The organism is Pseudomonas sp. GW821-FHT09D08 (genome assembly GCF_059416305.1).
Genome location: NZ_JBWKOX010000015.1, coordinates 102,707 through 128,676, shown reverse-complemented (window position 1 = coordinate 128,676; position 25,970 = coordinate 102,707). Strand labels below are relative to the sequence as shown.

Here is a 25,970-nt window from a genome sequence, read left to right as displayed (position 1 = left end):
GATGAATCCCAACACGCTGACCGATCAACTGAGCCTGTTTCTCGATGTACTGGAAACCGGCAGCTTTTCCGCCGCAGCCCGTCGCCATCCGCTGACGCCCTCGGCGGTGGCGCGGCGCATCGACAGCCTGGAAAGCTCCGTGGGCAGCCGCCTGTTCCAGCGCAGCACTCACGCGGTGGTGCCGACCCCGGCGGGCCTGGCCTTCGCCGAGCGGGCACGACGGATTGTCAGCGAGCTGCAACTGGCGCGGGCGGAAGCAGTCTCCTTGAGCCATGCACCCGAGGGCTTGATCCGTGTGGACGCACCGGCAGCGTTTGGGCGACGGCATCTGGCGCCCGTGATCGCCGACTTCCTGAATGTGTACCCGGGGCTGGATGTGCACCTGCATCTGATCGACAGCTTTGTCGATATGCAGGGCGCGCACTTGGGCAAGGTCGACCTGGTGCTGCGCGCCGGGCATATCGTCGATACCCGGCTGATCGCCACGCCCCTGGCCAGTATCGTGCGCATCGCCTGCGCCAGTCCGGCCTACCTGAAAAGCCGTGGCACCCCGGCCCACCCTCGCGAATTGAGCGAGCATGACGGCCTGGACTGGGACGGCCTGGCGCCGATGTTCGCGTGGCGCTTCGAGTTGGACGGGCGACGTGCAACGCATCGCCCGCGGCGCATCCGCATGAGCGCCAACAACGCTGAAGCGCTGCTATCGGGCGCTCTCGCCGGGCTGGGGATCGCCCACCTCCCCACCTGGCTGGCCAGTGAGTACCTGGTGCGCGGCGAGTTACTGCCACTGTTTTGCCAAGACGGCCTGCCTAACCCGGAGACCACCGGGATCTATGCACTGCGCCTGGAACAGCAGCCCAATGCGCGCAGCCGGTTGCTGCTGGAATACCTCAAGTCCCGATTCAGCCCCGTGCCGCCTTGGGATCTGGCACTGCAAAGCGGACTGGTCTGACCATCCGGACAGAATTATCTGGCGCATTAAAGATTTGCCCGCTAGATTCCAGGCAGACACGCTTTTTTGAGGCACCACCATGAGCAAAAATCCCGCCCCGTGCGAATCCCTGTTGCTGGACAACCAACTGTGTTTCGCCCTGCACTCCACGTCGCTGCTGATGACCAAGGTCTACAAACCGCTGCTGCAAGCCCTCGGCCTGACGTACCCGCAGTATCTGGCCATGATGGTGCTGTGGGAAGAAGATGGTTTGACCGTCGGTGAAATCAGCAGCCGCCTGCTGACCGACCCGGGCTCCCTGACGCCACTGCTCAAGCGCCTGGAAGCCGAAGGCCTGCTCAGCCGCACCCGCAGCCGTGAAGATGAGCGCGTGGTGGTGGTGGAACTGACCGGCGACGGGCGCGCCTTGCAGGAAAACGCCATGGGCATTCCACAGTGCATTCTCGGCGCCAGCGGTTTGGATCTGGACCAATTGCGCAAGCTGCAGGCTGACTTGCTTGCGTTGCGGGGCAACCTGCAGAACGCGATCTGAACACGGCAAAACACTCAACCTGTGGGAGTGGGCTTGCTCCCGATGACGGTTTATCAGTCGACGAATCTTTTGACTGAAACACCGCTATCGGGAGCAAGCCTCCTCCCACACTGGTTTGCAGCGACTGAAAAAATATTTATACATTTATCTTGCGCACTAAACATTAGCGCTATACATTTGCCTCACCAACTACTTAGCGCGCAAAACTTTAGCGCTAAAAACAAAGAGGACGACACCATGCAAACGCTCTATACCGCAGTAGCCACCGCCACCGGCGGCCGTGATGGTCGCGCTGTTTCCAGCGACAACATCCTCGACGTCAAACTCTCCACCCCCAAGGAATTGGGCGGCGCCGGCGGCCAGGCCACCAACCCGGAACAACTGTTTGCTGCCGGTTACTCGGCCTGCTTTATCGGCGCCCTGAAATTCGTCGCCAGCCAGACCAAACGCAAAATCCCGGATGATGCCTCGATCACTGCCCACGTCGGCATCGGCCAGATCCCTGGCGGTTTCGGCCTGGATATCGACCTGCACGTCAGCCTGCCAGGCCTGGCCGAGGACGATGCGCAAAGCCTGGTCGACGCCGCGCACCAAGTCTGCCCGTACTCCAACGCCACCCGTGGCAACGTCGATGTGCGCCTGCACGTAACCGTCTAACCACTGCCGCTGTCACTGGAGAAGAACATGAACACATTTGCCAACGTGCTGACCGGCAGCCTGCTCGCCCTGTCCGTCACTCACGCGTTTGCCGCCAATGGCGACGTTGAACACAGTACCCAGGCCTTCCTGGATGTGTTGAACGCCGGCACCGGCAAACCGATGGAACAACTGACGCCCACGCAAGCCCGTGCCGTGCTGACGGGTGCCCAGGCCGGTGTGAAGTTGACCCTGCCCAAGGCGGACGTGAGCCAGAAGACCATTCAGGTCGATGGCCAGCCGCTGGACCTGACCATCGTGCGGCCAGCCGGGGTCAAGGGCACATTGCCGGTGTTCATGTTCTTCCACGGCGGCGGCTGGGTGTTGGGGGATTACCCGACTCACGAGCGCCTGGTGCGCGATCTGGTGGCGGGTTCGGGGGCCGTGGCGGTCTTCGTCAACTACACGCCTTCACCGGAAGCCCGCTATCCGGTGGCGATCAACCAGGCCTACGGCGCAACCAAGTGGGTCGCCGAGCATGGCAAGGACATCAACGTCGACGGCAAACGCCTGGCGGTCGCGGGTAATAGTGTCGGCGGCAATATGGCAGCCGTCGTCAGCCTGATGGCCAAGGACAAGGGCACACCTGCGATCAAGTTCCAACTGCTGTTATGGCCGGTGACCGATGCCAACTTCGAGACGGCTTCCTACAACCAGTACGCCGAAGGGCACTTCCTCACCAGGAACATGATGAAGTGGTTCTGGGACAACTACACCACCGACGCCAATCAGCGCGCCGAGATCTACGCCTCGCCGCTGCGGGCGACCGCGGATCAGCTCAAGGGCTTGCCGCCCGCGCTGATTCAGACCGCCGGTGCCGATGTGTTGCGTGACGAAGGCGAAGCCTATGCGCGCAAGCTGGACCAGGCCGCGGTTCCCGTGACGGCCGTGCGCTATAACGGCATGATCCACGACTACGGTTTGCTCAATGTGGTCAGCCAGGTACCAGCGGTGCGTTCGGCCTTGCTGCAGGCATCCGACGAGCTGAAGCAGCACCTGAAGTAAAAAGCAGCGCCCACGAAAAAGCCCGACGCTAGGTCGGGCTTTTTCGTATCGGCGGGGCCAGAATTACTTCTTGGCGCGACCTTTGTACGAACCACCTTCGCGGGTGTCGATCTCGATCAGGTCGTCGATTTCGATGAAATCGGCAACTTGCAGTTCGGTACCGTTGCTCAGCTTGGCAGGCTTCATCACTTTGCCCGAAGTGTCACCGCGAGCGGAACCTTCGGTGTAGGCAACCTTACGCACGATAGTGGTCGGCAGCTCTACGGAAACCAGGCGCTCTTCGAAGAAAATAGCTTCGCAGACGTCTTCCATGCCTTCTTCGATGAACGGCAGAACGGCTTCGATATCTTCAGCGTTCAGCTCGTACATGGTGTAGTCGGTGGTGTCCATGAACGTGTAGGTGTCGCCGCTGATGAAGGACAGGGTCGCTTCCTTGCGGTCGAGGATCACGTCGTCCAGTTTGTCATCGGCGCTGTAGACGATCTCGGTCTTGTAACCGGTCAGCAGGTTCTTCAGCTTGGTCTTCATGATTGCGCTGTTACGACCAGACTTGGTGAACTCAGCTTTCTGAACCAGCCAAGGGTCGTTTTCGAGACGGATCACTGTACCGGGTTTCAGTTCTTTACCAGTTTTCATTGCGTATATCCGAAATTTGGATGGGATTACAAAAATCAAGGTCGCGTATCATATCCAACTTTCATAAAACTGTACCAGCGCCGTCGCAAGATCGGCCTGCAAGCCTTGTTCCAGACACCACCTCTGCGCGTGCCGAGTCAACTCTGGCCAGTGCTCCAACAGCATTTTCCAAGCTTGTGCCATATCGCCATCAGTGTTCCAGGCTTGCCAGAGCTCGACCAAGGCGATCTTTGCGGCCGGTGACAAGCCGGCGGTGTACAGGTCCAGGAAGGCGTCGAGCTTGTCCAGGTGGATGTCTTCGTCCTGGCGATAGATGTGCCACAGCAGCGGCCGCCCGGCCCATTGGGCGCGCACGAACGAGTCTTCGCCGCGCACGGCATTGAAGTCGCAACACCACAGCAAGCGGTCATATTGCTCCTGGCGCACAAACGGCAGCACCTGCACCGTCAGGGCGTTGCGCTGATGGACGTCCCCCACCGCCAGGCCTTCGACACCGAGCCAATGCTGCACATCACCGAGGATGCGCCCTTCCGGCACCAAGAGATGAGTGGCGTGCCCGTCGGTCGAGAGTGCATCCAGCCAACTGGCCAGCCCGGCGTTTTCGTAGGCGAACAACGAGATCAGCCGCGCACCCGGTGCCGGAAACACACCCAGACCTTGCAGGAATTGCCGCTGTGCAGCGGCATCCTGCTGAAACGCCTGACGCTGTTCCAGCAACCCGGCCTCGCGTAACAGCCCGCCCGTACCGGGTCGGAACCCTGGGAAAAAGAAGTACTTCTGCACGCCCTTGAACTTCACCGAGGGCAACCGATGACACCCCACTACCCAGTCTTCGGCACTGAGGTAATCCAGGTTCATCCACAACGGCGTACGTTCACGCACGGCCATGGCTTCCATGTAGTCAGGCGGCAACTGGCAGGCGAAGGCGGCGATCACCACATCGGCTGCCGGTGCGCTCGACCACACGGCCGGCCAATGGCGCACATCGACACCCTCTTGCCATTGCTGGTCCAGGCGCACATCAATCTCGGGGCACATACGCTCGAAGGCGCGCAGGTCGTCGACCCACAAGCGCACCTCGCACCCCTGCTCCGCCACCAATTGCCGGGCCAGGCGCCAGGTCACGCCGATGTCGCCATAGTTATCGACGACGCTGCAAAAAATATCCCAGCGGGCTTTCATTCCGGGCTCCAACGCTCAAAGGCTCGATTGTCCGCATAAATGCGCCGATGCAGAAGGCTTGATCGCGATTATTCTGCACAGTGGCTGTGCGACAATCGCCGCCATGCCGTTAATGCCTGCCAGGAGGCCATCATGTCCGATCGCTCGTTGTCGCTGCCCAAACTCACGCTCGCCATTGCCCTGGGGCTGTGGCTGGGATTTATCGCCATTGCGCTGACCAGTTGGCTGGCGTCGCGCTATCTGTTCCCGCAAAGCCTGGCGCCTGTAGCCCAGGCCGTTGAGCAACTGGGCAAACCTGCGGCGGTTGCACCGGAGCCGCCGAACCGTATGTTCGAGCAGTACCAACAGAACCTGCAGAAGCAGGAACAACAGCAGGCCCTGGACCAGGCCCGCAATAACGCACGCAACCTGTCCAACCCAAAATGCCAGTTCTGGCTACAGCAGGACCAGAACGCACCGAATGAAAAGACCCGGGCCAATGTCCTGCAATTCTGCGATTGATGACCATGAATAAACACGCTGTTCACCAGCTGATCCTGGAAAAACTCACCGTCGACCTCGACATCGCCCAGCGCGCCGCGCAGACCGCCTACGAAACCGCGACCCACGAAGAAAATATCGCCGAAAACAAATACGACACCCTCGGGCTGGAGGCGTCTTACCTGGCAGCCGGGCAAGCCAGGCGCGTCGAGGAAATCAAGCAGGCGCTGGCGCTGTGCCAGAACCTGCCACTGCGTGCGTACGATGATCAACGTGGCATAGAAGTCGGCACATTGCTGGGCCTGGAAGACGAGAACGGCCGCCAACAGTGGCTGTTCCTGGCACCGGATGCGGCGGGTTTGAAGGTGGACGTGGTCGGGCAACCGGTGACCGTCATCACCCCGCGTTCACCCTTGGGCAAAAGCCTGCTGGGCAAGTTCGAAGGTGATGAGGTGGAGATTCTGGTAGCAGGCGCCCGGCAACATTTTACGGTTACCGAGGCCAAATAACCCCCTTAATGGACGGGCAATTCCACGCCGTCGAACAGCTCTTCCAGTTCCTGCTTGTTGTGGCACTGGATTGCCTTGGCCATGACTTCGCGGGTCAGGTGCGGGGCGAACTTCTCGATGAAGTCGCACATGAAGCCCCGCAGGAAGGTGCCACGGCGGAAGCCGATCTTGGTCACACTGGACTCGAACAGCTCGCTGGCATCCAGCACCACCAGGTCTTTATCGAGGTTGGTATCGACGGCCATCTTGGCGACGATGCCCACGCCCAGGCCCAGGCGCACATAGGTCTTGATGACGTCGGCGTCGGCGGCGGTGAACACCACTTTCGGCGTCAGGCCACGATGGCTGAAGGCTTCGTCGAGCTTGGAGCGGCCGGTGAAACCGAAGACGTAGGTGACGATCGGGTACTCGGCCAGGGCTTCCAGGGTCAGCTTCGGCAACTTGGCCAATGGGTGCCCCTGGGGCACGACGACGCAACGGTTCCAGCGGTAGCACGGCATCATCACCAGGTCACCGAACAGCTCCAGGGCTTCGGTGGCGATGGCGAAGTCGACGGTGCCGTCGGCGGCCATCTCGGCGATCTGCATCGGCGAGCCTTGATGCATGTGCAGCGCCACGTCCGGGTATTGCTTGATGAAATCGCGGATCACCGGCGGCAATGCGTAACGCGCCTGGGTGTGGGTCGTGGCAATCGACAAGGTGCCTTTCTTCTCGTTGGAGAACTCTTGGGCGATCTGCTTGATGCTCTCGACTTTGCGCAGGATCTCGCCGGCGGTGGTGATGATGCGTTCACCGGCCGGGGTGACACGGGTGAGGTGCTTGCCGCTGCGTGCGAACACTTCGACGCCCAGCTCGTCTTCGAGCAGGCGGATCTGCTTGCTGATACCGGGTTGGGAGGTGTAAAGGCTTTGAGCGGTAGCGGAAACGTTGAGGTCGTGGTGCGCCACTTCCCAGATGTAGCGCAGTTGTTGAAGCTTCATATGTGTCCCTCAAAGCAGATAGACGCCACAGGTATCAGCGACGGTATATAACTATATTAAAGGTTTGACGGATAAATCTAGAACTTTTTATCGTTTTTTACCCGTCACACGTCATCACTGCGTCGACGCTGTAACGCAGGCACCAGGTAAACCGGCACGCTAGACAACTGCAGCACCCGTGCAGCGGTGCGCCCAAGCGGTGTGGCGGCCGCCGTGGCATGGCTGTGGCTGCCGACGATCAACAGGTCGACGGACAATTTGCGCAACTGCTCGAGTATCACTTCGCACGGGTCGCCCTGGATCACCCGTACCGAGCGAATCAGTTCAAGGTCCTGGCCCTCATCCCCCAATTCTTCGCGAAAACTGTCCAGCACCCGTTGCTCGATGGTCGCCATGACAGTGCTCAGCCCCTGGCTCTGCCATTCACTCAAGGCCTTCTCATCAAGGTAGCTCTGCAACACCGATTCGGCGAACAACCCGATGGGCTCGACCACATGAATCACATCCAGGTCAGCCTTGAACGTTCGTGCCAGCGCCAGTGCGTGTTGCATCACATACGGCGCGTACAGACCGAGGTCCGTGGCGTACAGCATCGAACGAATCATAAAACCTCCCGGACGGCCAGGATGGAGGAGATTGAATGAGCTTAGCAGCGCGCCTAGGTCTCGGCCTGAATCCTCACCTCGTTACTGATGCCATGGGGCACATGTCCGGTAGCCACCACCTCCCTGGCTTTCTCGCAGTGACCAGCCTGGTCATCGAAAAACACATCCGCGGCAAACGCCTCCAGGAAGGCGGACTTTTCCAGGCCGCCGAGAAACAGTGACTCGTCCAGGCGGATGTCCCACTCACGCAAGGTCCGAATCACCCGCTCGTGGGAAGGCGCCGAACGGGCGGTGACCAAGGCTGTGCGGATCGGACAGGCCTCGTCAGGAAACTCGCGTTGCAACAAGTTGAGTGCCGCCAGGAAACCCTTGAACGGGCCACCGTGCAAAGGCTGGCGTGCCGACTCGCGCTCGCTGGCCTGGAACGCCTCCAGCCCACCGGCCTGGTACACGCGCTCCGACTCATCGGAGAACAGCACCGCGTCACCGTCGAAGGCGATCCGCAGCTCTTCGCTGGACGCCCGGCGCGGACCGCCCGACAGAATCGTCGCGGCGGCAAAGCCGGCATCGAGGGCGCTGCGTACATCTTCAGCATGGGTGGAAAGAAACAGATGACAGCCAAACGCCGCCAAATAAGGATAAGGACTACGCCCACCGACAAAGGCTGCGCGGGAAATATCCAGGCCGTAATGCTGGATGGAATTGAACACGCGCAAGCCGGTGTCGGCACTGTTGCGCGACACCAGCACCACCTCGACCCGAGCACGCCCCAGGCTCGCATTGAGGCTCAGCAGCTTCTTGACCAGCGGAAAGGCGTCACCGGGCTCGAGGATCTCTTCCTCGTGTTCGATCTGGTATTTACGGTAGGCCTCCACCCCTTGGGCCAGGTAGACCTTATGGCTGTCGCTCAGGTCGAACAGGGCCCGCGAGGAAATCGCCAGCACCAGTTTGTCGCCCAATCCCTTTGCCATGGTACGTCCCCCGAATCAGCGGTTATGCCGATCAATAAAGCTCAAGGCCTGGTACAGCGCCTGCATTCGTGGCAATTCGCAACCCGCGGCCTTGGCGGCAGCGAGCGGTCGCGCATAGATCGCCGCCAGTTCCAGCGGGCGTTTATGTATATGGTCGTGGTACATGCTGGGCAGGTAATCGTCCATGGTTTCCGTCATGGCGAACATCTGCTCGGCGTAACTGGCGGGGATTTCATGGCCGCAGGCATGGGCGCCCTGCACCACTTCGGCCATCAGCGCCTGGATCAGCTCGCGGCTGGATTCGTCCGCCATCATTGCCGTGGTACCCGTTCCCAACAGTACGGAGAGGCCATTGTAAGGCACGTTCCACACCAGCTTGTGCCAGCGGGCCTGATGCACATTGGCCATGGCCTGGGACTCGATGCCGGCCTTATGAAACAACGCGGCACCGGCTTCGACAATAGCCTTCTGGCGGGCCTCATCGTTGGCGGCCGTGCCGCTGTGGTAGCCCAGGTTGACCCGGCCCAGCGCCTGATGCTCGACGACGCCAGGCGCGGAGCGGTGTACGCCGATGTAGCACAGCCCGCCCAGTAGATGCAGGGATGGCGGCAGGTGTTCACGCAGACTGTCTTCGACATCCAGGCCGTTTTGCAGCAACACCACCTTGGCGTCCGGCGCCGCGACCTGGGCGAGGGTCGGGGCCAGCTCGACATTGCCGGTGGACTTGGTGCCCACCAGCAACCAATCGCACGGCGGCATGTCGGCGGCATGGGCGTAGGCCTGCACCGGGCGCAGTTGCAGGTTGCCATGCACACTGCTATTGACGCGCAGGCCGTGCTCGCTGACCGCTGCATATTCGCTGCGCAGCAGGAAGTGCACGTCGAAGCCAGCACGTGCCAGCATCACTCCATAGAAGCCACCAATGGCGCCGGTGCCGATAATGCCGATACGTGGCGACTGTACTGTCATGGCAGTTCCTCCGGAGTGCGGCTAAGTGCTTGGTCAATGGTTTCGGTCAGGTCAGAAAGCGTAAGACGTGTCTGTATTTGCCCGAGGAACTGACCCTCGCACACCACGAACAACGCCGGCAAATGAAAGATCTGGTAGCGTTCGACCGCACCGCCGTTGTGCCCGGCATCCACCCAGCACACGCGGTCCACCGGCAAACGCCAGCCCGGCAACTGCTGGCGCGCCCAACGGCAACTGGAACACCCCACGCTGGTGAACACCACCAGCGAAATACCTGGCAATCCCAGCAATTGCTGGTCAATATCCAAGTCGGTCAATTCCAGTTCCTTCACTATACTGCTGCCACCGCCGTCAACTGGACGGTGCTCGGAGTCCGTGTACATGGGTCGTTTTTTACCTCACCCTGATGATGTCGCTGTCGAGTTAATCCAACGCCCCTCTCCCGCCATCCCCCGCCAACGCCTGCACACTATCGGCCTGGGCGGCGTTGCCTGCAATTGGCCCCGCGCATGGCGCCAGGGCACGGCCGTTGACCTGCACATTCCCTCCCTGGGCGCCACGGCCCGCTATCCGGGGTATGTGGCGTGGTGTCGCAAGGTGGAAAACGGCTACCGCGTGGGCATTTCGTTTACCGATGAACATGCGTTGTTCGGGGCGCGAATGGGTGAGCAAGCATGCCGGATAGAGCGCTACTGCCGCCAGCACGAAGATGCCGAGCCGACCCCGCAGCAACTCGAAGCCCTGGCCCGTGAGTGGGTGGCGCGCCATGCCGGCGAGTTCGCCCACGAGACGTTTGTGCGGCCAGCGCTGGATTAAAGCGGGCTTTGCCCATTGTCGCGGGCCCGTGTTACGCGCTAAGGTTCCTCCCCCCTGCATTCAAATCATGCTGTGCCCGCCGCACGGGGATGGCTGGCGGCCGGCACCCGTGACCCTGGCGAGTAACACGATGGCTGATTTACCGATCAATGACCTAAACGTCGAATCCAACGAGACCCTGATCACACCCGATCAGCTCAAGCGCGAAATCCCTCTGAGCGACGCTGCCCTGCAGACCGTCACCAAAGGCCGCGAAGTCATCCGTGACATTCTCGATGGCACCGACCACCGCCTCTTCGTCGTGATCGGGCCTTGCTCGATCCACGACCTCAAGGCTGCCCACGAATACGCCGAGCGCCTCAAAGTGCTGGCGGCGGAAGTGTCCGACACCTTGTACCTGGTGATGCGCGTGTATTTCGAGAAGCCGCGTACCACCGTGGGCTGGAAAGGCTTGATCAACGACCCGTACCTGGACGACTCGTTCAAGATCCAGGACGGCTTGCACATCGGTCGTAAATTGCTGCTGGACCTGGCCGAAATGGGCCTGCCCACCGCCACCGAAGCCCTCGACCCGATCTCCCCGCAGTACCTGCAGGACCTGATCAGCTGGTCGGCCATCGGCGCGCGCACCACCGAGTCGCAGACCCACCGCGAAATGGCATCCGGCTTGTCTTCGGCCGTAGGCTTCAAGAACGGCACCGACGGCGGCCTGACCGTGGCGATCAACGCGCTGCAATCGGTCTCCAGCCCTCACCGTTTCCTGGGTATCAACCAGGAAGGCGGCGTCTCCATCGTCACCACCAAGGGCAATGCCTACGGTCACGTGGTGTTGCGCGGCGGCAATGGCAAGCCCAACTATGATTCGGTCAGCGTGGCGCTCTGCGAGCAGGCGCTGAACAAGGCCAGGATCAAGCCAAACATCATGGTCGACTGCAGCCACGCCAACTCCAACAAGGACCCGGCCCTGCAGCCGCTGGTAATGGAAAACGTCGCCAACCAAATCCTCGAAGGCAACCAGTCGATTATCGGCCTGATGGTCGAGAGCCACCTGAACTGGGGCTGCCAGGCGATTCCAAAGGACCTGGCCGACTTGCAGTACGGGGTATCGATCACCGATGCCTGCATCGACTGGTCCGCCACCGAGAACACCCTGCGCAGCATGCACGCCAAGCTCAAGGGCGTATTGCCGAAACGCAAACGCAGCTGAACCTGTATCTGAAGGGTGCGCACACAAAAACGCCGGGCTGAGCCCGGCGTTTTTCATGCTGCATTTTATGTTGTGCGTTATAGCTTCGCGGCATGGCGCTGGTGGCGCTCCATGTAGCGTTCGACATAGGAACACGACGGGATCACCGTGTAGCCTTGCTCTTCGGCAAACTTCAACGCTTCCTCGGTCAACGCGGCAGCAATGCCACGGCCGCGCAGTGCGTTGGGCACGAAGGTCCGATAGATGTCCAGGGTCTGCTTCCCGAGGTCCATATAGGTCAGATAGGCACGATGACCGTCCACATTGGTCTCGAACTGATGACCAGCCTGGTCATGGTGGATGGACAACGCCTCGCTCATCACTACTCCTCGCGGGTCTTGGATTCTGACCCCTACCTTACCGATGTTTTTCCGGCGAAGGAACATCTACGCCACCCCGTGCCGGTTTCGACAACGAGAAAACCTTGAGCGCTCACAACCAGCACGTAGGGAATAGTAGGCACCAATCCTATAATTGCTCAAGGCGTACCCGTCATCCCTGCCGCTGGCGGATATAGAAAGGGCCTCGATCAACCGGTGATCGAAGGCCTGAACATTGCCGGCAGTTGAACCTTGAGACGAACAGACGCTCTTAAAGTCACCTCAACATGCACAAAAGATGCGGGGCGTGGTAAAGGCCAGCCAAACGAAAGTGTCAGCTTCGATATATAAAATTTCATCTATTTACAAGGCTTAACACATGCGGGCCGGCCCTCTCAGCCTGGATCCAATCTCCGTCAGACTGCAAAAAACTGTACGGTTTTTATACGAATGTCCAAAAGATTAGCCAAAATAGATTCGGCACAAGAATTTTTTTTGCTTCTTGCGCTACGTCAGTTTACTTACTACAAGTAATGGGTAGTATGTACGCCGGCTATTAGCTCACTCTGAGAAAGTAGCCATTTAATAGAAAGTCCTTGAAGGGGAACACGATGAACAACGTTCTGAAATTCTCTGCTCTGGCTCTGGCCGCAGTTCTGGCTACCGGTTGCAGCAGCGTCTCCAAAGAAACCGAAGCTCGTCTGACTGCAACTGAAGACGCAGCAGCTCGCTCCCAGGCCCGTGCAGACGAAGCCTACCGTAAAGCTGATGAAGCTCTGGCTGCTGCTCAAAAAGCACAACAGACTGCTGACGAAGCTAACGAGCGCGCTCTGCGTATGCTTGAAAAAGCTAGCCGCAAGTAATAATCCCTCGGGATTGTTATCAAGCCGATCCATTCTTGGGTCGGCTTTTTTATTGCCTGCGATTCGAACCAGAACCCCGCGCAATAAAAAGCCCGCCGCAGCGCAAGGCCGTGGCGGGCTCAGGAACGGGCCAGTCGCTTATTGCTGCAGGTCGATCGGCGCGCTGGACGCTATCGGTGCAGCACCTGGCACACCGATCTCGGTGGGCAGGCCATCTTCGGCCGCGACCACATCACGCACCTGATCCCAGTTCACCCGCAGGTTATTGGCCAGGTCTTCACGCTTGAGCAAAGCGTTGATCACTGCCGTGTGCTTGTCGACCACCGACGGCGTGCCATCGTCGTTCAAGGGCGTATGCGCCTCGAGGTAGACCTTGCCGCCGCTGCTGCCGAACTTGTAGGCATCGTTGATGATACGCACCGACGTCCCCACCGGGACCATGCCGGCCATTTCCAACACGTTGTTGTTGAACATGCGGAAGCAACCGTGGCTGGTACGGGTGCCGATGCCGAACTTCATGTTGGAACCGTGGATGAGATACCCCGGCGTCCCCAGGGTGAACTTGAACGGCCCCAGGGGGTTGTCCGGGCCGGCCGGCACCACATTGGGCAGCGGGTCGCCGTTGGCGGCGTGCTCAGCCTTGATCGAGGCCGGCGGCGTCCAGGTCGGGTTCGGCGTCTTGGCGATGATGCTGGTGTGCGCAATGGGCGAGCCCCAGCCTTCACGGCCAATCCCAAGCGGGAAGGTGTAGACCACGTCCTGCCCCTTGGGGAAGTAGTAGAGCCGATACTCCGCCAGGTTGATCACGATGCCTTCACGGGGGCCCGGCGGCAGGATGAAGCGTGTCGGCAGGACGATCTCGGTCCCCGCCCCCGGCAACCAGGCATCGACGCCCGGATTGGCCGCGACCATTTCCGAATAGCCCAGGTCGTAGGTGGTACCCAGGTCGGCAAAGGTGTCTTCGTACTTGGCCTTGATCACCTGGACCTGCCCGACGATGTCTTCGCCGGGTGGAGGCAGAGGCAACTGCAAGGCGGCGGCAGGACCGGCCGCACACAAGGCAGCAAGAGACAGGCAGCAGGTGACGACGGAAAGGCGCGACAACATCCGGAAAATCCTTCGCAGAACGACGGGTAGGTAAAAATCGATTGTATACGTGAAGCGGGCTTCTAGCTGCCCCCTACAACTCGAAACGCAACTCGGGCCAGATTGGCGGCGTGCCACGCTTCTGCGACTCGAGGATCGCCCGGCACAAAGGGCACAGGCGCTGGTCCTGGAAAATCGAACGGTCGACCAGGGACCAACGCGGCTGCGCCGGCAATAACGTACCGCACAAGGTGCGATCGATGGAGCCGCCCAGTTCCAATTGACGCGTCACCAGATGCACCCGCACTTCCTGGCAGGCGAACAGATCCAGCTGCTCGTCCGGCTCGATCAGTTGGTAGTTAAACAGGGACCAGGCAGGACGCGACATCGGGGGCTCCAGATCGGGGGGGCGCCACCTTAGCCGAAAGCCTGCCGGTAGAAAAGCGTCATAGCAGCGGTTTTAGCGTCGGCCAGACATTTTCCAGCAATTTGCCCTGGGCGCCGAGAGCCGGGTGAAGCTGATCAGCCTGCATCAGCTCCGGATGACCACCCACGCCTTCAAGGAAAAACGGTACCAGGGGGATGTTTTTTTCCTTGGCCAGCGTGCCAAAGACTTCGGCGAATGCCGTGGTGTATCGCGGACCATAATTGGGCGGCAACTGCATCCCCAATAACAGCACCTTGGCACCGCCGGCCTTGGACTGATCAATCATCGACGCAAGATTTTGTTTCAATTGCGCCGGTGGCTGCCCACGCAAGCCATCGTTACCGCCCAACTCGATCACCACCACGTCCGGCTTATGCTCTGCAAGCGCCGCCGGCAGGCGCGCCAGGCCTCCGGCACTGGTGTCGCCGCTGATCGAGGCATTGACCACTTTATCGTCGAAACCTTCCTTCTTGAGCCGTTGCTGCAGCAATGCAACCCACCCTTTGCTGGTATCCAGGCCGAAACCGGCACTGATACTATCGCCAACGATCAGGACTGTACCCGCCGCTGCGTTCTGGGCCATGCACATCAAGGCCAGGCCAGCACTCAAAAACCACATTCGCATCGGATTCTCCATGGGCGCAAGCATTCTCACCGCGCGGAACCTCAGCAAAGTGGTTCCCAGCGCGGAAGGTGAACTGACTATCCTGCACGAACTGAGCCTGGAACTGAACAAGGGCGATAGCCTGGCTATCGTCGGCAGCTCCGGTTCAGGTAAATCCACCCTCCTCGGCCTGCTCGCCGGCCTCGACCTGCCCAGCAGCGGTGAAGTCACCCTCGCCGGCCAGGCCCTCAGCACCCTCGACGAAGACCAGCGCGCGCGCATCCGTGCCGAACACGTGGGCTTTGTGTTCCAGTCGTTCCAACTGCTCGACAGCCTCAATGCGCTGGAGAACGTCATGCTGCCGTTGGAGCTGGATGGCCGCAAGGACGCCCGCGAACGCGCCAGACACCTGCTGGAGCGCGTGGGCCTCGGCCAGCGCCTGACCCACTCACCACGCCAGCTTTCCGGAGGCGAACAGCAACGGGTGGCGATTGCCCGCGCCTTTGCCGCCGAGCCGGACGTGCTGTTTGCCGATGAGCCGACCGGCAACCTCGACAGCCACACCGGTGAGCGCATCAGCGACCTGCTGTTCGAGCTCAATAAAGAAAGCGGCACGACCCTGGTGCTGGTTACCCATGACGAGCGCCTGGCTCATCGTTGCCGACGCCTGATCCGCCTTGAAGCCGGCCTGATGGTCGCCCCCCTGGAGCCTTGATGGCACGTTTGCCGCTGTTGCGCCTGTTCAGCCTTGCCCTGCGCCAATTACTGCGCGATGCCCGCGCCGGCGAATTGCGTGTGTTGTTCTTCGCCCTGTTGGTGGCCGTGGCCGCCAGTACCGCCATCGGATATTTCGGCGCCCGCCTCAACGGCGCCATGCTGTTGCGCGCCACCGAGTTCCTCGGCGCCGACCTGGTACTCGAAGGCAGCTCACCGGCACGCCCCGAACAAATCAGATCCGGGACCGAACTGGGCCTGGATCACGCCCGTGTGGTTGAGTTTTCCAGCGTCATTGCCACCGACAATGGTATCCAGCTCTCCAGCATCAAGGCGGTCAACGAGCAGTATCCGCTACGCGGTGAGCTCAAGAGCGCAGCAGCCCCCTTTGGGGATGAAACCCCGGGCGGCGGGCCGAAACCCGGTGAAGCCTGGGTCGAATCGCGGCTGCTGACGGCACTGGACCTGAACGTCGGCGACAGTATCGATGTGGGCATGAAGACCTTGCGCCTGGCACGTGTACTGACCTACGAACCGGATCGCGCCGGCAACTTCTATAGCCTGACGCCCAGGGTAATGATCAACCTGGCGGACCTGGACGCCACCGGTGTGGTCCAGCCGGGCAGTCGCGTCAGCTACCGCGAGCTATGGCGTGGCCCGCAGGCCAGTACCGCGCTGCAAACCTATCGAGACCTGATCAAGCCGGGGCTCGCCGCCAACCAGCGTCTTCAGGACTCACGGGACGGCAACCAGCAGATCGGCGGCGCCCTGGGCAAAGCCGAGCGCTACCTGAACATGGCCAGCCTGGTGGCCGTGCTGTTGGCCGGCGTGGCCGTGGCCCTGTCGGCCAACCGCTTTGCCACCCGCCGTTTCGACGCCAGTGCGTTGCTACGTTGCCTTGGGTTATCGCGACTCGAGGCCATGCTGCTGTTCAGCCTGCAATTGAGCGTACTGGGGTTACTGGCGAGCCTGGCCGGCGCCCTCCTCGGTTGGTTGGCACAGTTTGGCCTGTTCTATTTCCTGCACGACCTGTTGCCGGCGGACGTTCCACCGGGTGGACTGTTGCCGGCCATTGCCGGGATCGGCACCGGGCTGGTTGCTCTCGCGGGTTTCGCGCTGCCACCGTTGGCCGCCCTCGGTCGCGTACCGCCGCTGCGAGTGCTGAGGCGCGACCTGCTGCCTATCCCGTCCAGCACCTGGATGGTCTACGGCGCCGCGTTGTTCGCCCTGGGCCTGATCATGTGGCGCCTGAGCCTCGACCTGGTGCTGACCTTCGCCCTGCTGGGCGGCGGCGTGGTTGCCGCGCTGGTTCTGGGGGGCTTGCTTCTGCTGCTGTTGCAGAGCCTGCGACGCCTGTTGGCCCGGGCGTCCCTGCCGTGGCGCCTGGGCCTGGGCCAACTGCTGCGCCACCCGCTGGCGGCGGCGGGCCAGTCCCTGGCGTTCGGCCTGATCCTGTTGTCCATGGGCTTGATCGCCTTGCTGCGTGGCGAATTGCTGGACACCTGGCAAAACCAGCTGCCCAAGGACGCCCCCAACTATTTCGCCCTGAATATCCTGCCGGCCGATAAGGAAGCCTTTGGCGCCCGTCTGCTGGAAGTGCAGGCGCAATCCGCGCCGCTGTACCCGGTCGTGCCAGGACGGTTGATCAGTATCAATGGCGAGCCGGTACAGGAAATAGTCAGCAAGGACTCCAGTGGTGACCGCGCCGTACAACGGGACTTGAGCCTGACCTGGGCCGCCGACCTGCCGCCGGGCAATACCCTGACCGAAGGCTCATGGTGGTCGCAACAACCCACCGATGGAATTCCAGGAGTCTCGGTAGAGGCCAAGGTCGCGCAGAGCCTCAAGCTCAAGTTGAACGATCACCTGGTGTTCACCATCGCCGGGGAAAACCGTGAGGCGCGGGTTGCCAGCCTGCGAACCATCAACTGGGATAACTTCCAGCCGAACTTCTTCATGATTTTCCAACCGGGAACCCTGACGGACCTGCCGGCCACCTACCTGACCAGCTTCTACCTCGCGCCAGGGCATGATCAGCAGATCGTTGATCTGTCCCGCGCCTTTCCGGCGGTGACCATCCTGCAGGTCGAGGCGCTGCTGGAGCAACTGCGCAGCATCCTCGCCCAAGTGACCCTGGCGGTGGAGTACGTGTTGTTGTTTGTGCTGGCCGCTGGGATGGCGGTGCTGTTCTCCGGCCTGCAAGCCACCTTGGATGAGCGCATTCGCCAAGGTGCACTGCTGCGAGCACTGGGCGCGGAGCGCAAGCTGCTGGTCAAGGCACGGCGCATCGAGTTCGGCTTGCTGGGCGCAGTCAGCGGCTTGCTGGCGGCGCTGGGTACCGAGTTAGTGACGTGGGTGCTGTACCGCTATGCCTTCGACCTGGCCTGGCAACCGCACCCCTGGCTGTTGCTGCTGCCTGTGATCGGCGCCGTATTGATCGGCGGTGCCGGGGTGTTCGGCACACGCCGTGCGCTGAACGCCAGCCCGCTGACGGTATTGCGCGAGGGCTGAGCGGTCCATGACCCGCCTGCCTCACGGGGGGGTGGGTCAACGTCGCTTACTTCACGTACTCGATAGCGGTGATCCACCAGCACACCTCACCTCCAGGGGTCTGCACGATGGCCTCATCGTCGACTTCCTTGCGCAGCAGCGCACGGGCCATCGGTGAATCGATGGAGATATAGTCCATCCGATCATAAATCTCGTCATAGCCGACGATACGAAAACGCTTGGTCTCGCCCTGCTCGTTTTCAATCTCGACCCAGGCGCCAAAAAACACCTTCCCTTCCTGCTCGGGCATGTATTCCACCACACGCATGTCTTCCAGGCGCTTGCGCAAGTAACGCACCCGCCGGTCGATTTCACGCAGCAGCTTCTTGTTGTATTGATAGTCGGCATTCTCGCTGCGATCCCCCAGGGAAGCAGCCCATGTCACCTTGCGCGTGGTATCCGGACGCTTTTCGCGCCACAGGTAATCCAGCTCTTTCTTCAGCGCTTCATGACCTTCTTTGGTTATCAGCTTGGTACTCAAACGCATGCATCCCCAGGCAATGTCCATAGATGCCGATAGGCCAGGAAATCACACCCTGGCGTCGGTTCGCTGGCAGATGATAAATGAACCCGAGAAAGTAGCCAGGCCGGTCTAACCATCCAAGGCCTGATCCAGTTCAAGCAGCACACCTCGCAGGCTCTGGCGCAAGCCCGATACTTGCGAGGTCATTACCTTCAGGGCCTCGGTTCGCTGACTGACTGCCAGGGACTGGTCATGCAGTTGGGCGGTGCGCTGCTCCAGATCCCGGGCCTTTTCATCCAACTGGGTTTGCTCCTGCTGCAATCGGGCCTGCCATTGATCAAGCGCCGCTTCCCTCTCCACTGCAGCGAGTTTCTGTTGGGTCAGCTCCTGAGCGACACGAGCGAGGTTGTTCAACGTACTGCCCACTTCGGACAAAGTACCGTCATCCGCGGGTGCCGGAAGCTGCGGCTGCGGCGCCGCGGGGCTTGGGACAACAGGTGCATCCTGAGCAATGGCCACAGGTGCGTCAAACGACATCTCTCGGGGCTCTTCTACAACAGGTTCATGTACAGGCTCGGGTGAATTCCCCCTGACAGGTGAACTCATTTTCGACGAGAAACGGATGGAAGGCACAATCAATGAAGCACTTTCGATTGCCGGCATCACTGGCGCAGACATTCCCCAGGTGATCACTTTCATCACCAGTGCCTTCTTGATGATCACCGAGTGATGTTCTTCGGGCCTTGCAGGCGGCAGCTTGCAGCCTTTCAAATCAATAAAGTGATATGGAACCTGAGTTTCGGTAACACCCGCCTTGGCGCCTGCCGCCACCGATGTAAGAATCTGCTTGAAGACATGCATTGCCACATGCAGGTCTTCCTTGGACTCGACACCGCCCAGAAAATACCGATCAAGTTTTTTGCGCAAGGCTGCGATATAAACTCTGGAACTCGCCGGCTCAACCTCTTCATCCAAGCTATAGACAAGGAAGTTGGAGGCGATCTGACCTACAGCAAACCCACAGAGCAATGCACCGTTGACCGGAGCATCCTGACCGTCGCGTTCAAGAACAAGGGTACGTAGAAGCATCATGGTAATCGGGCCTCCTTACAAAATTCGAAAAGTCTCTATAACTTTCAGACATTCACTCAACAATTAAAGGTTAAAAATACAAAACAATTGTTTCAGCGACCTGCCTGACGCGCACGTAGGAGTTTTCCTATTAATGCAGAGCGGCGTTCCCAAAAACAGCTATTACTCGTACCCTTTTCAAACTCTCCTCTTCTACGACCACACCACGCTAAATGATCGAGATAATCAACCTGACAAAACATTCAAACAATAAAAAAATAATCAGCGATTTTTCATTCAGCGCAAATAAGCAGGAATGCCTGGGACTATTCGGAGAAAATCCTACAGTTAAAACAGCCCTTCTCGATGTAATATCGGGCTCAAGCACTCCTTCCAGCGGGCATATAAACATTCAAGGCTTCAGTACTAAAACCCACCCATTTAAAACAAAAAAACTCATAGGCTATCAACTGCATAGGAGTGTCAGTCATCCTACGATGTCGGTTAAAGAGTTCCTTGACTACATCGCAGCCATTCGCGGACTGCGCGGCACCGAAAAACGCGCTCAGGTGGAATATGCCGCTACACGTTTGGAGTTGTTGCCGGTGCTCAACACGCCCCTCGAGGCTCTCTCCATGGGGTTGGAACGCAAAGTCGCCATTGCCCAGGCCATCCTGCACACCCCGGCCTTGCTATTACTGGATGAACCGACCGAAGGGCTGGCATCTGATCAGAAATACAAACTCAGAAGCCTCATCCAGTCATTGACGCAGGAAATGACAGTGATCGTCGCTTCCCGACGCAGCGATGAATTGTCCGAATTCTGTACGCGCGCGCTGGTTATCGCAGGCGATCGTCTGGTGGCCGATGCCCCCATGCCGGATTTGCAACGCGACTCTCGCCATTTCCAGGCGGTCACCCTCACCGCAGATGCCCCCTTGGATCTGCTGGCTCTCGCCGTACTGCCAGGGGTGGCAGGCATTGAAGAACATCGACACGCGCCCGGCACGGTGACGGTCCTGGCTATGCCGGGGCACACCATCTATCCCCATATCAATACGCTCATCGCCAATCGCCGCTGGAAAATCAACTCACTGAGCGTGGAGCCTGGTCGCCTCAGCGACGTAGTTCACCATCTGAGCCGAGAGATCCCCCGTTGAAACTGCTGCCCGTCATTTTCAAGCGTCAACTCGCCCACTATGCCGGAACACCCGGCACTTATCTGAGCATTGCGATTTTTTCAGTACTGTCCGTGGCATTGGGGTTGCACATGAGTGCGTGGCCGGAACAGGACAGCAGTCACTTGCAGATTTTCTTCCAGCTACACCCCTGGCTCCATTTGTTGCTGATTCCTGTACTGGCGGCACAACTCTGGGCGGACGAGTCCAATGCCGGCTTTCTCAACCTGATGAAAACATTGCCCATCACCACGTTTGAATGGGTTATTGGCAAATTTTTAGCAGCCTGGGTCGTGGCGGGTACCGCCCTAATGCTGACCTTCCCTCTCGTGATCATTGCCAACTACCTGGGCGTGGCGGACAACAGCATTATTGCCTCGCAATTTTTGTCGAGCTGGCTGCTGGCTGGCAGTTATCTCGCCGTCGGTTTTTTTATTTTCACACTGGTGCGCCAGCGCACAGTCCTTTTCATACTGACAGTGGTCTTAATGCTCATCGTCAGCGCGCTCTCTTATTTACTCGATACACTTGAACACCAAGCGCCAATTGTGGCGGTAGACAGCTTGGTTTCCCTCAGCCCTTTTTCGAGATACAGCGCTATCGACAACGGGAAGTTGACACTTCGCGACACGCTTTACTTCATCAGCATGATCTTAGCGTTTCTCGCAGCGACGACCGTAACTCTCAACTACAAACACAGCTGAGAAGGAAAGCCCTCCATGCGACCTACTCTGCGCACCGGCATGACACTCACTGTCATCCTGTTACTATTCCTGGCGTTTAACTTAGTTTGGGTAGGAAAGATTCCGGATATTCGATGGGATTTCTCACAAGGAAAAACCCATACCCTATCGCCTCAAGTACGACAGTTACTCGCGTCATTGGAAAGCCCTATGGATTTGTATTTTTTCAATGCCCATGACGCCCCTGAACGAAGCTACGCCTTGAAGCGCTATGGCAAACGCATCGAAGACCGGTTGATGGAGTACGAAAAAGCAGCGAAAGGCATGATCAACCTGCACCTTATAGATCCCATGCCTTTTTCAGAAGACGCCTACAAAGCCAGGTTGTTTGGCCTCGACAACAATGAGGGATTCATGGGCCTGATCGGTACCCGAGCCGGCTACGGGGCACAACGTATCGAATCATTCAGCTTGGACCGTGAGCCATTGCTCGAATATGAAATCAGTCATTTGATCTACAAGTTGCAGCATCCGGAGCGCCCCGTTATCGGACTGCTATCAGGGGTGGCGATGGGAGAATCCTCTGGCCGATTGTTGAAACAACTGCAGCGACATTTCAATCTGGTCAATCTGGGAGCGGCCACCGACCCCGTACCGGAACAGGTCAAGACGCTCATGGTCGTGCATCCACAGGCGTTACCTGAGCAAGCGATGTATCAGATTGAACAGTTTGTCTTGAAGGGCGGTAAGTTGATGGCATTTATCGACCCCCTAAGCGAGCAAAGCTCGAACACCACCTCCGCCAACAACCGACTGCCTGATTTGCTTGCCGCTTGGGGGATACAGATGCCAGCGGACAAATTTCTGCTGGACCACCGCTACGCGGCGTCGCCCCCCCCTGTGAACGGGAAGCTCACAGTGCAGCTTCCGGGCCGGTTGACCCTGCCCCGGCAGGCGATGAAGACAGACGACCCGAGCACTTGGAAATTGAATACCGTGACGGTATCGAGCAGCGGCGCGCTCTTTCGCCGCCAGAAAGGTCGCACCACCCTGACCCCTCTTCTGTACAGCTCCGGGCAATCCGAGCTGCGGGAGACCAAGCGGCTTGCCCCAGCAACCGAGTTCGATTCAGCGGCCGATGAGGCCTCCAGCCAAGCGCAACGCCATGTGATTGCAGCCCGTATAGAGGGGCCTGCCTATTCAGCATTTCCCGATGGCATTGAAGGACAGCCGGCAGGTGTGCAAAAAGCGGCGCAGATCCATGTGGTGGTAGTCGCCGACACCGATTTGCTCACGGATCAAGTCAACAGCCCAGCGCCCGACAGCAACACGTTGTTTATCTTGAATACGCTGGATAACTTGTCCGCCGGTGATGCACTGACCACCATTCGCCCGCGCGCGCCGGCGCAACGATCGCCGAACAGGCTGGACCAGATGCGCGACAGCGCCGCACACGCTTACGCGCAGAAGGCGACTGAATTGGAACAACGCCTGCTACGAACGGAACAGGAATGGCAAATGCTGCGCCCAACGCAGATCACACTCGGCTCCCAGACAGTAGACACCACCACCCAATTGGTTGCACTCAACAAGGAACGCCTGCGCTTACCAATGGAATTACATGCCTTGAGGGCCGAGGCATACGCGCAGGTACATCGCCTGGAGTTCGTCATAAAAATGGTTGTGACCTTGGCGATCCCCCTGACGCTATGCCTGGTTGCCTGGGTGGTTTTTCGCTGCAATCGACGGCGTCGACTACAGGCGGGAGTCGCGCTCTACTGAGCGTTCAACGCCTGGCAATCAGGCCCTGCCGGGCAATGCGGGTCAATTGTCGGATGACTTCCTGCGCGTCGCTGGCGCTGGGGGCCTGGATAACCGCAAGATCGAAGCTGTTATTCGCAAACCGGGCAAGAGAATCGCCATCTTCCACAAACTGAATCAAGAATGCCGATGGCCGCCCGCTGCGACGTGGCCACCCGTCCAGATAACGTAAGAGCGTAGGCTGATGCTTGCCGCCCAGTAGGATTTTTGGATTGCGTTGGGTGAGGTCCGCAGTGATCGGGGCCAGGCGTATCAGGGGGCGTAGTGCATTCATCGTGTCGTGTCTCTGCCTCAAAAGTCTGCGGGCAGGTGAGAGGCAACACCGAACCAGCGCTTTAGCGGTATTTCGAAGTTGCCTCCTCAGGGGAAAACAGGCTTCTGTCGGGTTCTATCAAGACCCTGTGGCGCCCCGCAATTAGCTGTTTAAATCGGCGCATGGGCAGCATCCTAGAGAAGCCGGTGGGGCGGTGTCAAGAATCCCGAGCAACGAAAAGGCCCACACAGTGGTGGGCCTTTTCAGAGTTTGGTGCCGCTGTCAGTTGGCGATGGCGCGGTCGGCAGACAGTTTGCCAGCACCTTCCAGCAGCACCGCCAGGGAGCCGCCCAGCAGGGCCAGTGCGAACTCATAACCGTTGTTGGCCATGAACAAGCCATTATGGATATGCACCGAGAAGATCGCCACCAGCGACAGAATGGTCAGGCCCAATGCCGCCGGGCGTACCAGCAAACCGATGATCAGTGCCAGGCCGGCAAAGAACTCGGTTCCGCCAGACAGCAGCGCCATCAGCGTGCCCGGCGCCAGGCCAATGCTTTCCATCCACTGGGCGGTGCCCGCCAGGCCATAGCCGCCAAACCAACCGAAGAGTTTTTGCGAACCATGGGCGGCAAAGATGATGCCGACGACGATGCGCAGGATGGTCAGGCCGTAGCCGGCACGAGTGGACAGTACGCTTTTGATCATTGGGCTCATGGGGTGGATCCTTTTCGAAGTAGGGGTTGGTTGGCCGCTATATTAATCAGTTTAAACAATGATAAAAGCCGAAAAACTGCCTGATTAACATCGAAAAAATAGATTATTTCCGTGAGGCGATTTTCGGCGCCGACGGTTCCAGGGACTCTCGCTCCCGATCAAACGCCAAGTAGTACTTGTTGACGCTGTTCACATAGCTGACGGCCCCCATCCCCACCTGCTCCATGGCGATGCGTTCCACCTGGAAGAACCACTGATTGGGGTTCAGTCCCCGGCGCCTGGCCTCGGCGCGCATGCCCTGCACCCGCTCCGGCCCCATGTTGTACGCGGCCAATACGAAGGCCATGCGCTCGCGCTCGTTGAGCTTGGGGCTGGCGAAGAATTTGCGACGGATCAACGCCAGGTAACGCGCGCCGGCCTGCACATTGCTGTCGAGATTTTCGATGTTGTTGACGCCCACCCGCTGCGCTGCCGAAGGGGTGATCTGCATCAGGCCGGTAGGGCCGCCGCTGTTACGCGCACCCGGGTCGAAAGCCGACTCCTTGAACGCCAGCGCCGCGAGGTTCAGCCAGTCCATGCCTTGCTCACGGGCGTGCTTTTGCAATACCGGGCGCAGTTTTTCCAGGCGCTGGCGGTCGACGCGGGCCAGCGGGTTGCGCACCTGGTAGAGGCGCCGATAGATGCGCTGGAATGCCACATCCTGGTCGGACGGCGTGCGATAGGTCTTGAGAAATCGATCAATACTGGCCCGCAGCATCGAGGCATCCTGGCGCACAAACCAGTACTCGTCGCCTGGTTCGCTGATTGCCACCTGCTTGTCGAAGCGCAACTTGGGCAGGATCTTTGACCAGCGCTCAGCAATCGGCTTCTCGACAATAGTCAGGTGAAAAATACCCGCCTGGACCATCTCCAGCACATCCTCCACCGCCAGGGTCGGGTCCACCCATTCCACCTTGACCGGCGGCTGTTTGTGCAAGGCCAGTTTCTGGTTGACCTGGCTGATGGCATCCGCCGCCGCGCTGCCGGTGGTCAGCGCCAGGGTGCGCCCGGACAGTTGCTCCAGCTTGGTAAACCGCCGCTCACCCTTCACCCCCACCAGCCATAACGGCACACCGCTGGCGATCGGATCGCTGGTGCTGATCTTGCGTGCGGCCTTCACATCCAGCAATTCACCGGGGGCCACCAGGTCGCCTTCGCCACGGGCGAGTGCGCCGAGCAGTTGGTCCTTGGCCTTGGGAATGATCTTGAGGTTGATTTCCTGGCCATCACGGGCGTGGCCATTGAGGTATTGCTCGAACGCACGCAGGCGATGGTATTCGACACCGATGGCCTGGCCCTGGACCTCGCCGGAACTGTTACGGCTCTGGTTGACCAGTACACGCAGGGTGCGACTCGAGCGAATCTCCGCCAGATCGCGCACCTTGCCGGGCTTGGTCACTTCCAGCGGCCCGTCCAGACGTGCGAGCGCCGCTGCGGGCAGCAGCAGCGTCAGGCACAACATAAGCAACGCCGAGGGTCGGATCATCCGCTCTCCGGAAAGAATACTGGCCAACACCCTCGCGAAAAACGAGGTGTTGGGGGTCAGAAACAGAGCGCTTTAAGCGCTGGCAAGACGCGCAACGGTGGCACAGTGCAAGGCGT

At 59.7% G+C, this 25,970-nt stretch carries 30 protein-coding genes; 14 read left to right on the top strand and 16 right to left on the bottom strand.

The annotated features are described in order from the left end of the window. The first annotated feature begins 1 nt into the window (after window position 1). From AC07OP_RS22595 to AC07OP_RS22580, 4 genes are all read left to right on the top strand, one after another. The gene (locus AC07OP_RS22595; protein ID WP_065924436.1) at window positions 2-952 is read left to right on the top strand and encodes a LysR family transcriptional regulator; all 951 of its coding nucleotides are present in this window, start codon (window positions 2-4) and stop codon (window positions 950-952) included. Window positions 953-1,031: 79 nt separating this feature from the next. Next, on the top strand, window positions 1,032-1,484 hold the full coding sequence (locus tag AC07OP_RS22590) for a MarR family winged helix-turn-helix transcriptional regulator (protein WP_495101275.1): 453 nt from the start codon (window positions 1,032-1,034) through the stop codon (window positions 1,482-1,484). Between the two features lie 237 nt (window positions 1,485-1,721). Further along, window positions 1,722-2,141 carry an organic hydroperoxide resistance protein gene (locus AC07OP_RS22585; protein ID WP_027606987.1) on the top strand — a complete coding sequence of 140 codons (420 nt, stop codon included), beginning with the start codon at window positions 1,722-1,724 and terminating at the stop codon, window positions 2,139-2,141. A gap of 27 nt (window positions 2,142-2,168) precedes the next feature. Beyond that, entirely contained in the window at window positions 2,169-3,185 is a 1,017-nt protein-coding gene (locus AC07OP_RS22580; protein ID WP_495101274.1) for an alpha/beta hydrolase, read from the top strand. A 63-nt stretch (window positions 3,186-3,248) separates the two neighbouring features. On the opposite strand, the gene AC07OP_RS22575 is transcribed toward AC07OP_RS22580, so the two are convergent. Both AC07OP_RS22575 and earP read right to left on the bottom strand, forming a co-directional pair. Continuing rightward, window positions 3,249-3,821: an elongation factor P gene (locus tag AC07OP_RS22575; protein ID WP_003172723.1), complete on the bottom strand. Its 573-nt coding sequence runs from the start codon at window positions 3,819-3,821 to the stop codon at window positions 3,249-3,251. A 48-nt stretch (window positions 3,822-3,869) separates the two neighbouring features. After that, on the bottom strand, window positions 3,870-5,003 hold the full coding sequence (gene earP, locus AC07OP_RS22570; RefSeq protein ID WP_495101273.1) for an elongation factor P maturation arginine rhamnosyltransferase EarP: 1,134 nt from the start codon (window positions 5,001-5,003) through the stop codon (window positions 3,870-3,872). A gap of 132 nt (window positions 5,004-5,135) precedes the next feature. Here earP and AC07OP_RS22565 point away from each other — a divergent pair, with 132 nt between their 5' ends. Both AC07OP_RS22565 and AC07OP_RS22560 read left to right on the top strand, forming a co-directional pair. Next, window positions 5,136-5,504, top strand: a complete 369-nt coding sequence (locus tag AC07OP_RS22565) for a hypothetical protein (protein WP_115488068.1) — start codon at window positions 5,136-5,138, stop codon at window positions 5,502-5,504. Between the two features lie 5 nt (window positions 5,505-5,509). Next, window positions 5,510-5,992 carry a GreA/GreB family elongation factor gene (locus tag AC07OP_RS22560; protein WP_027606983.1) on the top strand — a complete coding sequence of 161 codons (483 nt, stop codon included), beginning with the start codon at window positions 5,510-5,512 and terminating at the stop codon, window positions 5,990-5,992. 5 nt (window positions 5,993-5,997) lie between these two features. On the opposite strand, the gene cysB is transcribed toward AC07OP_RS22560, so the two are convergent. From cysB to AC07OP_RS22535, 5 genes are all read right to left on the bottom strand, one after another. Further along, complete coding sequence (gene cysB / locus AC07OP_RS22555) at window positions 5,998-6,972, bottom strand: HTH-type transcriptional regulator CysB (RefSeq protein WP_003189876.1); 975 nt, start codon at window positions 6,970-6,972, stop codon at window positions 5,998-6,000. A gap of 104 nt (window positions 6,973-7,076) precedes the next feature. Continuing rightward, window positions 7,077-7,577: a universal stress protein gene (locus AC07OP_RS22550; RefSeq protein WP_027606982.1), complete on the bottom strand. Its 501-nt coding sequence runs from the start codon at window positions 7,575-7,577 to the stop codon at window positions 7,077-7,079. 53 nt (window positions 7,578-7,630) lie between these two features. Continuing rightward, on the bottom strand, window positions 7,631-8,548 hold the full coding sequence (locus AC07OP_RS22545; RefSeq protein ID WP_027606981.1) for a 5'-nucleotidase: 918 nt from the start codon (window positions 8,546-8,548) through the stop codon (window positions 7,631-7,633). 15 nt (window positions 8,549-8,563) lie between these two features. Then, complete coding sequence (locus AC07OP_RS22540) at window positions 8,564-9,517, bottom strand: putative 2-dehydropantoate 2-reductase (protein WP_495101272.1); 954 nt, start codon at window positions 9,515-9,517, stop codon at window positions 8,564-8,566. Beyond that, window positions 9,514-9,900: a thioredoxin family protein gene (locus tag AC07OP_RS22535; RefSeq protein WP_027606979.1), complete on the bottom strand. Its 387-nt coding sequence runs from the start codon at window positions 9,898-9,900 to the stop codon at window positions 9,514-9,516. Before AC07OP_RS22535 ends, AC07OP_RS22540 begins: the two co-directional genes overlap by 4 nt. Between AC07OP_RS22535 and AC07OP_RS22530 the strand changes: the two genes are divergently transcribed. Together AC07OP_RS22530 and AC07OP_RS22525 are read left to right on the top strand one after the other, a co-directional pair. Continuing rightward, on the top strand, window positions 9,899-10,333 hold the full coding sequence (locus tag AC07OP_RS22530; RefSeq protein WP_065924429.1) for a PilZ domain-containing protein: 435 nt from the start codon (window positions 9,899-9,901) through the stop codon (window positions 10,331-10,333). The genes AC07OP_RS22535 and AC07OP_RS22530 overlap by 2 nt on opposite strands. 130 nt (window positions 10,334-10,463) lie before the next feature. Next, window positions 10,464-11,540, top strand: coding sequence for a 3-deoxy-7-phosphoheptulonate synthase (locus tag AC07OP_RS22525; protein WP_495101271.1), 1,077 nt, complete (start codon window positions 10,464-10,466; stop codon window positions 11,538-11,540). 77 nt (window positions 11,541-11,617) lie between these two features. Here the strand turns inward: AC07OP_RS22525 and AC07OP_RS22520 are convergent, their stop codons facing one another. Further along, window positions 11,618-11,899, bottom strand: coding sequence for a GNAT family N-acetyltransferase (locus AC07OP_RS22520; RefSeq protein WP_027606976.1), 282 nt, complete (start codon window positions 11,897-11,899; stop codon window positions 11,618-11,620). Between the two features lie 611 nt (window positions 11,900-12,510). On the opposite strand from AC07OP_RS22520, the gene oprI reads away from it, so the two are divergent. Further along, window positions 12,511-12,762: an outer membrane lipoprotei OprI gene (gene oprI, locus AC07OP_RS22515; protein ID WP_003172710.1), complete on the top strand. Its 252-nt coding sequence runs from the start codon at window positions 12,511-12,513 to the stop codon at window positions 12,760-12,762. Between the two features lie 138 nt (window positions 12,763-12,900). Here the strand turns inward: oprI and AC07OP_RS22510 are convergent, their stop codons facing one another. The 3 genes from AC07OP_RS22510 to AC07OP_RS22500 all read right to left on the bottom strand — a co-directional run bounded on the left by AC07OP_RS22510 (window position 12,901) and on the right by AC07OP_RS22500 (window position 14,900). After that, a complete protein-coding gene (locus AC07OP_RS22510) occupies window positions 12,901-13,869 on the bottom strand; it encodes a L,D-transpeptidase family protein (protein WP_027606975.1) in 969 nt (322 codons plus the stop codon). A gap of 73 nt (window positions 13,870-13,942) precedes the next feature. After that, window positions 13,943-14,236 (bottom strand): hypothetical protein, encoded by a 294-nt coding sequence (locus AC07OP_RS22505; RefSeq protein ID WP_003172705.1) that lies wholly within the window; start codon window positions 14,234-14,236, stop codon window positions 13,943-13,945. Between the two features lie 58 nt (window positions 14,237-14,294). Then, the gene (locus AC07OP_RS22500; RefSeq protein WP_065939983.1) at window positions 14,295-14,900 is read right to left on the bottom strand and encodes an arylesterase; all 606 of its coding nucleotides are present in this window, start codon (window positions 14,898-14,900) and stop codon (window positions 14,295-14,297) included. Between the two features lie 10 nt (window positions 14,901-14,910). On the opposite strand from AC07OP_RS22500, the gene AC07OP_RS22495 reads away from it, so the two are divergent. Further along, window positions 14,911-15,594 carry an ABC transporter ATP-binding protein gene (locus AC07OP_RS22495; RefSeq protein ID WP_005786391.1) on the top strand — a complete coding sequence of 228 codons (684 nt, stop codon included), beginning with the start codon at window positions 14,911-14,913 and terminating at the stop codon, window positions 15,592-15,594. After that, window positions 15,594-18,104 (top strand): ABC transporter permease, encoded by a 2,511-nt coding sequence (locus AC07OP_RS22490; protein WP_495101270.1) that lies wholly within the window; start codon window positions 15,594-15,596, stop codon window positions 18,102-18,104. The genes AC07OP_RS22495 and AC07OP_RS22490 overlap by 1 nt, the downstream gene beginning before the upstream one ends. 46 nt (window positions 18,105-18,150) lie before the next feature. On the opposite strand, the gene greB is transcribed toward AC07OP_RS22490, so the two are convergent. Together greB and AC07OP_RS22480 are read right to left on the bottom strand one after the other, a co-directional pair. Further along, complete coding sequence (greB, locus tag AC07OP_RS22485) at window positions 18,151-18,624, bottom strand: transcription elongation factor GreB (protein ID WP_027606972.1); 474 nt, start codon at window positions 18,622-18,624, stop codon at window positions 18,151-18,153. Window positions 18,625-18,735: 111 nt separating this feature from the next. Continuing rightward, window positions 18,736-19,698, bottom strand: a complete 963-nt coding sequence (locus AC07OP_RS22480) for a hypothetical protein (RefSeq protein WP_495101269.1) — start codon at window positions 19,696-19,698, stop codon at window positions 18,736-18,738. A gap of 212 nt (window positions 19,699-19,910) precedes the next feature. Here AC07OP_RS22480 and AC07OP_RS22475 point away from each other — a divergent pair, with 212 nt between their 5' ends. Genes AC07OP_RS22475 through AC07OP_RS22465 form a run of 3 tightly spaced genes read left to right on the top strand, consistent with a single transcriptional unit; the run spans window position 19,911 to window position 23,320 of the window. After that, window positions 19,911-20,837: an ATP-binding cassette domain-containing protein gene (locus tag AC07OP_RS22475; RefSeq protein ID WP_495101268.1), complete on the top strand. Its 927-nt coding sequence runs from the start codon at window positions 19,911-19,913 to the stop codon at window positions 20,835-20,837. Beyond that, window positions 20,834-21,559 carry an ABC-2 transporter permease gene (locus AC07OP_RS22470; protein ID WP_495101267.1) on the top strand — a complete coding sequence of 242 codons (726 nt, stop codon included), beginning with the start codon at window positions 20,834-20,836 and terminating at the stop codon, window positions 21,557-21,559. The genes AC07OP_RS22475 and AC07OP_RS22470 overlap by 4 nt, the downstream gene beginning before the upstream one ends. Window positions 21,560-21,574: 15 nt before the next feature. Then, on the top strand, window positions 21,575-23,320 hold the full coding sequence (locus AC07OP_RS22465; protein WP_495101266.1) for a Gldg family protein: 1,746 nt from the start codon (window positions 21,575-21,577) through the stop codon (window positions 23,318-23,320). A 4-nt stretch (window positions 23,321-23,324) separates the two neighbouring features. On the opposite strand, the gene AC07OP_RS22460 is transcribed toward AC07OP_RS22465, so the two are convergent. The 3 genes from AC07OP_RS22460 to AC07OP_RS22450 form a co-directional block, all read right to left on the bottom strand. Continuing rightward, the gene (locus tag AC07OP_RS22460; protein WP_065924423.1) at window positions 23,325-23,633 is read right to left on the bottom strand and encodes a hypothetical protein; all 309 of its coding nucleotides are present in this window, start codon (window positions 23,631-23,633) and stop codon (window positions 23,325-23,327) included. A 261-nt stretch (window positions 23,634-23,894) separates the two neighbouring features. Then, a complete protein-coding gene (locus AC07OP_RS22455; RefSeq protein WP_027606966.1) occupies window positions 23,895-24,329 on the bottom strand; it encodes a DoxX family protein in 435 nt (144 codons plus the stop codon). A gap of 103 nt (window positions 24,330-24,432) precedes the next feature. After that, complete coding sequence (locus AC07OP_RS22450; RefSeq protein WP_495101265.1) at window positions 24,433-25,854, bottom strand: MltF family protein; 1,422 nt, start codon at window positions 25,852-25,854, stop codon at window positions 24,433-24,435. Window positions 25,855-25,970 lie beyond the last annotated feature (116 nt).

Excerpts from the sequence above, each read along its gene's own strand:
- AC07OP_RS22545 (WP_027606981.1), bottom strand. The coding sequence starts at position 8,548 with ATGGCAAAGGGATTGGGCGACAAACTGGTGCTGGCGATTTCCTCGCGG.
- AC07OP_RS22495 (WP_005786391.1), top strand. The coding sequence starts at position 14,911 with ATGGGCGCAAGCATTCTCACCGCGCGGAACCTCAGCAAAGTGGTTCCC.
- AC07OP_RS22510 (WP_027606975.1), bottom strand. The coding sequence starts at position 13,869 with ATGTTGTCGCGCCTTTCCGTCGTCACCTGCTGCCTGTCTCTTGCTGCC.
- AC07OP_RS22455 (WP_027606966.1), bottom strand. The coding sequence starts at position 24,329 with ATGAGCCCAATGATCAAAAGCGTACTGTCCACTCGTGCCGGCTACGGC.
- AC07OP_RS22505 (WP_003172705.1), bottom strand. The coding sequence starts at position 14,236 with ATGTCGCGTCCTGCCTGGTCCCTGTTTAACTACCAACTGATCGAGCCG.
- AC07OP_RS22580 (WP_495101274.1), top strand. The coding sequence starts at position 2,169 with ATGAACACATTTGCCAACGTGCTGACCGGCAGCCTGCTCGCCCTGTCC.
- AC07OP_RS22595 (WP_065924436.1), top strand. The coding sequence starts at position 2 with ATGAATCCCAACACGCTGACCGATCAACTGAGCCTGTTTCTCGATGTA.
- earP (WP_495101273.1), bottom strand. The coding sequence starts at position 5,003 with ATGAAAGCCCGCTGGGATATTTTTTGCAGCGTCGTCGATAACTATGGC.
- AC07OP_RS22560 (WP_027606983.1), top strand. The coding sequence starts at position 5,510 with ATGAATAAACACGCTGTTCACCAGCTGATCCTGGAAAAACTCACCGTC.
- AC07OP_RS22575 (WP_003172723.1), bottom strand. The coding sequence starts at position 3,821 with ATGAAAACTGGTAAAGAACTGAAACCCGGTACAGTGATCCGTCTCGAA.
- oprI (WP_003172710.1), top strand. The coding sequence starts at position 12,511 with ATGAACAACGTTCTGAAATTCTCTGCTCTGGCTCTGGCCGCAGTTCTG.
- AC07OP_RS22540 (WP_495101272.1), bottom strand. The coding sequence starts at position 9,517 with ATGACAGTACAGTCGCCACGTATCGGCATTATCGGCACCGGCGCCATT.
- AC07OP_RS22550 (WP_027606982.1), bottom strand. The coding sequence starts at position 7,577 with ATGATTCGTTCGATGCTGTACGCCACGGACCTCGGTCTGTACGCGCCG.
- AC07OP_RS22450 (WP_495101265.1), bottom strand. The coding sequence starts at position 25,854 with ATGATCCGACCCTCGGCGTTGCTTATGTTGTGCCTGACGCTGCTGCTG.
- AC07OP_RS22500 (WP_065939983.1), bottom strand. The coding sequence starts at position 14,900 with ATGCGAATGTGGTTTTTGAGTGCTGGCCTGGCCTTGATGTGCATGGCC.
- cysB (WP_003189876.1), bottom strand. The coding sequence starts at position 6,972 with ATGAAGCTTCAACAACTGCGCTACATCTGGGAAGTGGCGCACCACGAC.
- AC07OP_RS22535 (WP_027606979.1), bottom strand. The coding sequence starts at position 9,900 with ATGTACACGGACTCCGAGCACCGTCCAGTTGACGGCGGTGGCAGCAGT.
- AC07OP_RS22520 (WP_027606976.1), bottom strand. The coding sequence starts at position 11,899 with ATGAGCGAGGCGTTGTCCATCCACCATGACCAGGCTGGTCATCAGTTC.
- AC07OP_RS22585 (WP_027606987.1), top strand. The coding sequence starts at position 1,722 with ATGCAAACGCTCTATACCGCAGTAGCCACCGCCACCGGCGGCCGTGAT.
- AC07OP_RS22530 (WP_065924429.1), top strand. The coding sequence starts at position 9,899 with ATGGGTCGTTTTTTACCTCACCCTGATGATGTCGCTGTCGAGTTAATC.
- AC07OP_RS22590 (WP_495101275.1), top strand. The coding sequence starts at position 1,032 with ATGAGCAAAAATCCCGCCCCGTGCGAATCCCTGTTGCTGGACAACCAA.
- AC07OP_RS22490 (WP_495101270.1), top strand. The coding sequence starts at position 15,594 with ATGGCACGTTTGCCGCTGTTGCGCCTGTTCAGCCTTGCCCTGCGCCAA.
- AC07OP_RS22525 (WP_495101271.1), top strand. The coding sequence starts at position 10,464 with ATGGCTGATTTACCGATCAATGACCTAAACGTCGAATCCAACGAGACC.
- AC07OP_RS22460 (WP_065924423.1), bottom strand. The coding sequence starts at position 23,633 with ATGAATGCACTACGCCCCCTGATACGCCTGGCCCCGATCACTGCGGAC.
- AC07OP_RS22465 (WP_495101266.1), top strand. The coding sequence starts at position 21,575 with ATGCGACCTACTCTGCGCACCGGCATGACACTCACTGTCATCCTGTTA.
- AC07OP_RS22480 (WP_495101269.1), bottom strand. The coding sequence starts at position 19,698 with ATGATGCTTCTACGTACCCTTGTTCTTGAACGCGACGGTCAGGATGCT.
- AC07OP_RS22475 (WP_495101268.1), top strand. The coding sequence starts at position 19,911 with ATGATCGAGATAATCAACCTGACAAAACATTCAAACAATAAAAAAATA.
- AC07OP_RS22565 (WP_115488068.1), top strand. The coding sequence starts at position 5,136 with ATGTCCGATCGCTCGTTGTCGCTGCCCAAACTCACGCTCGCCATTGCC.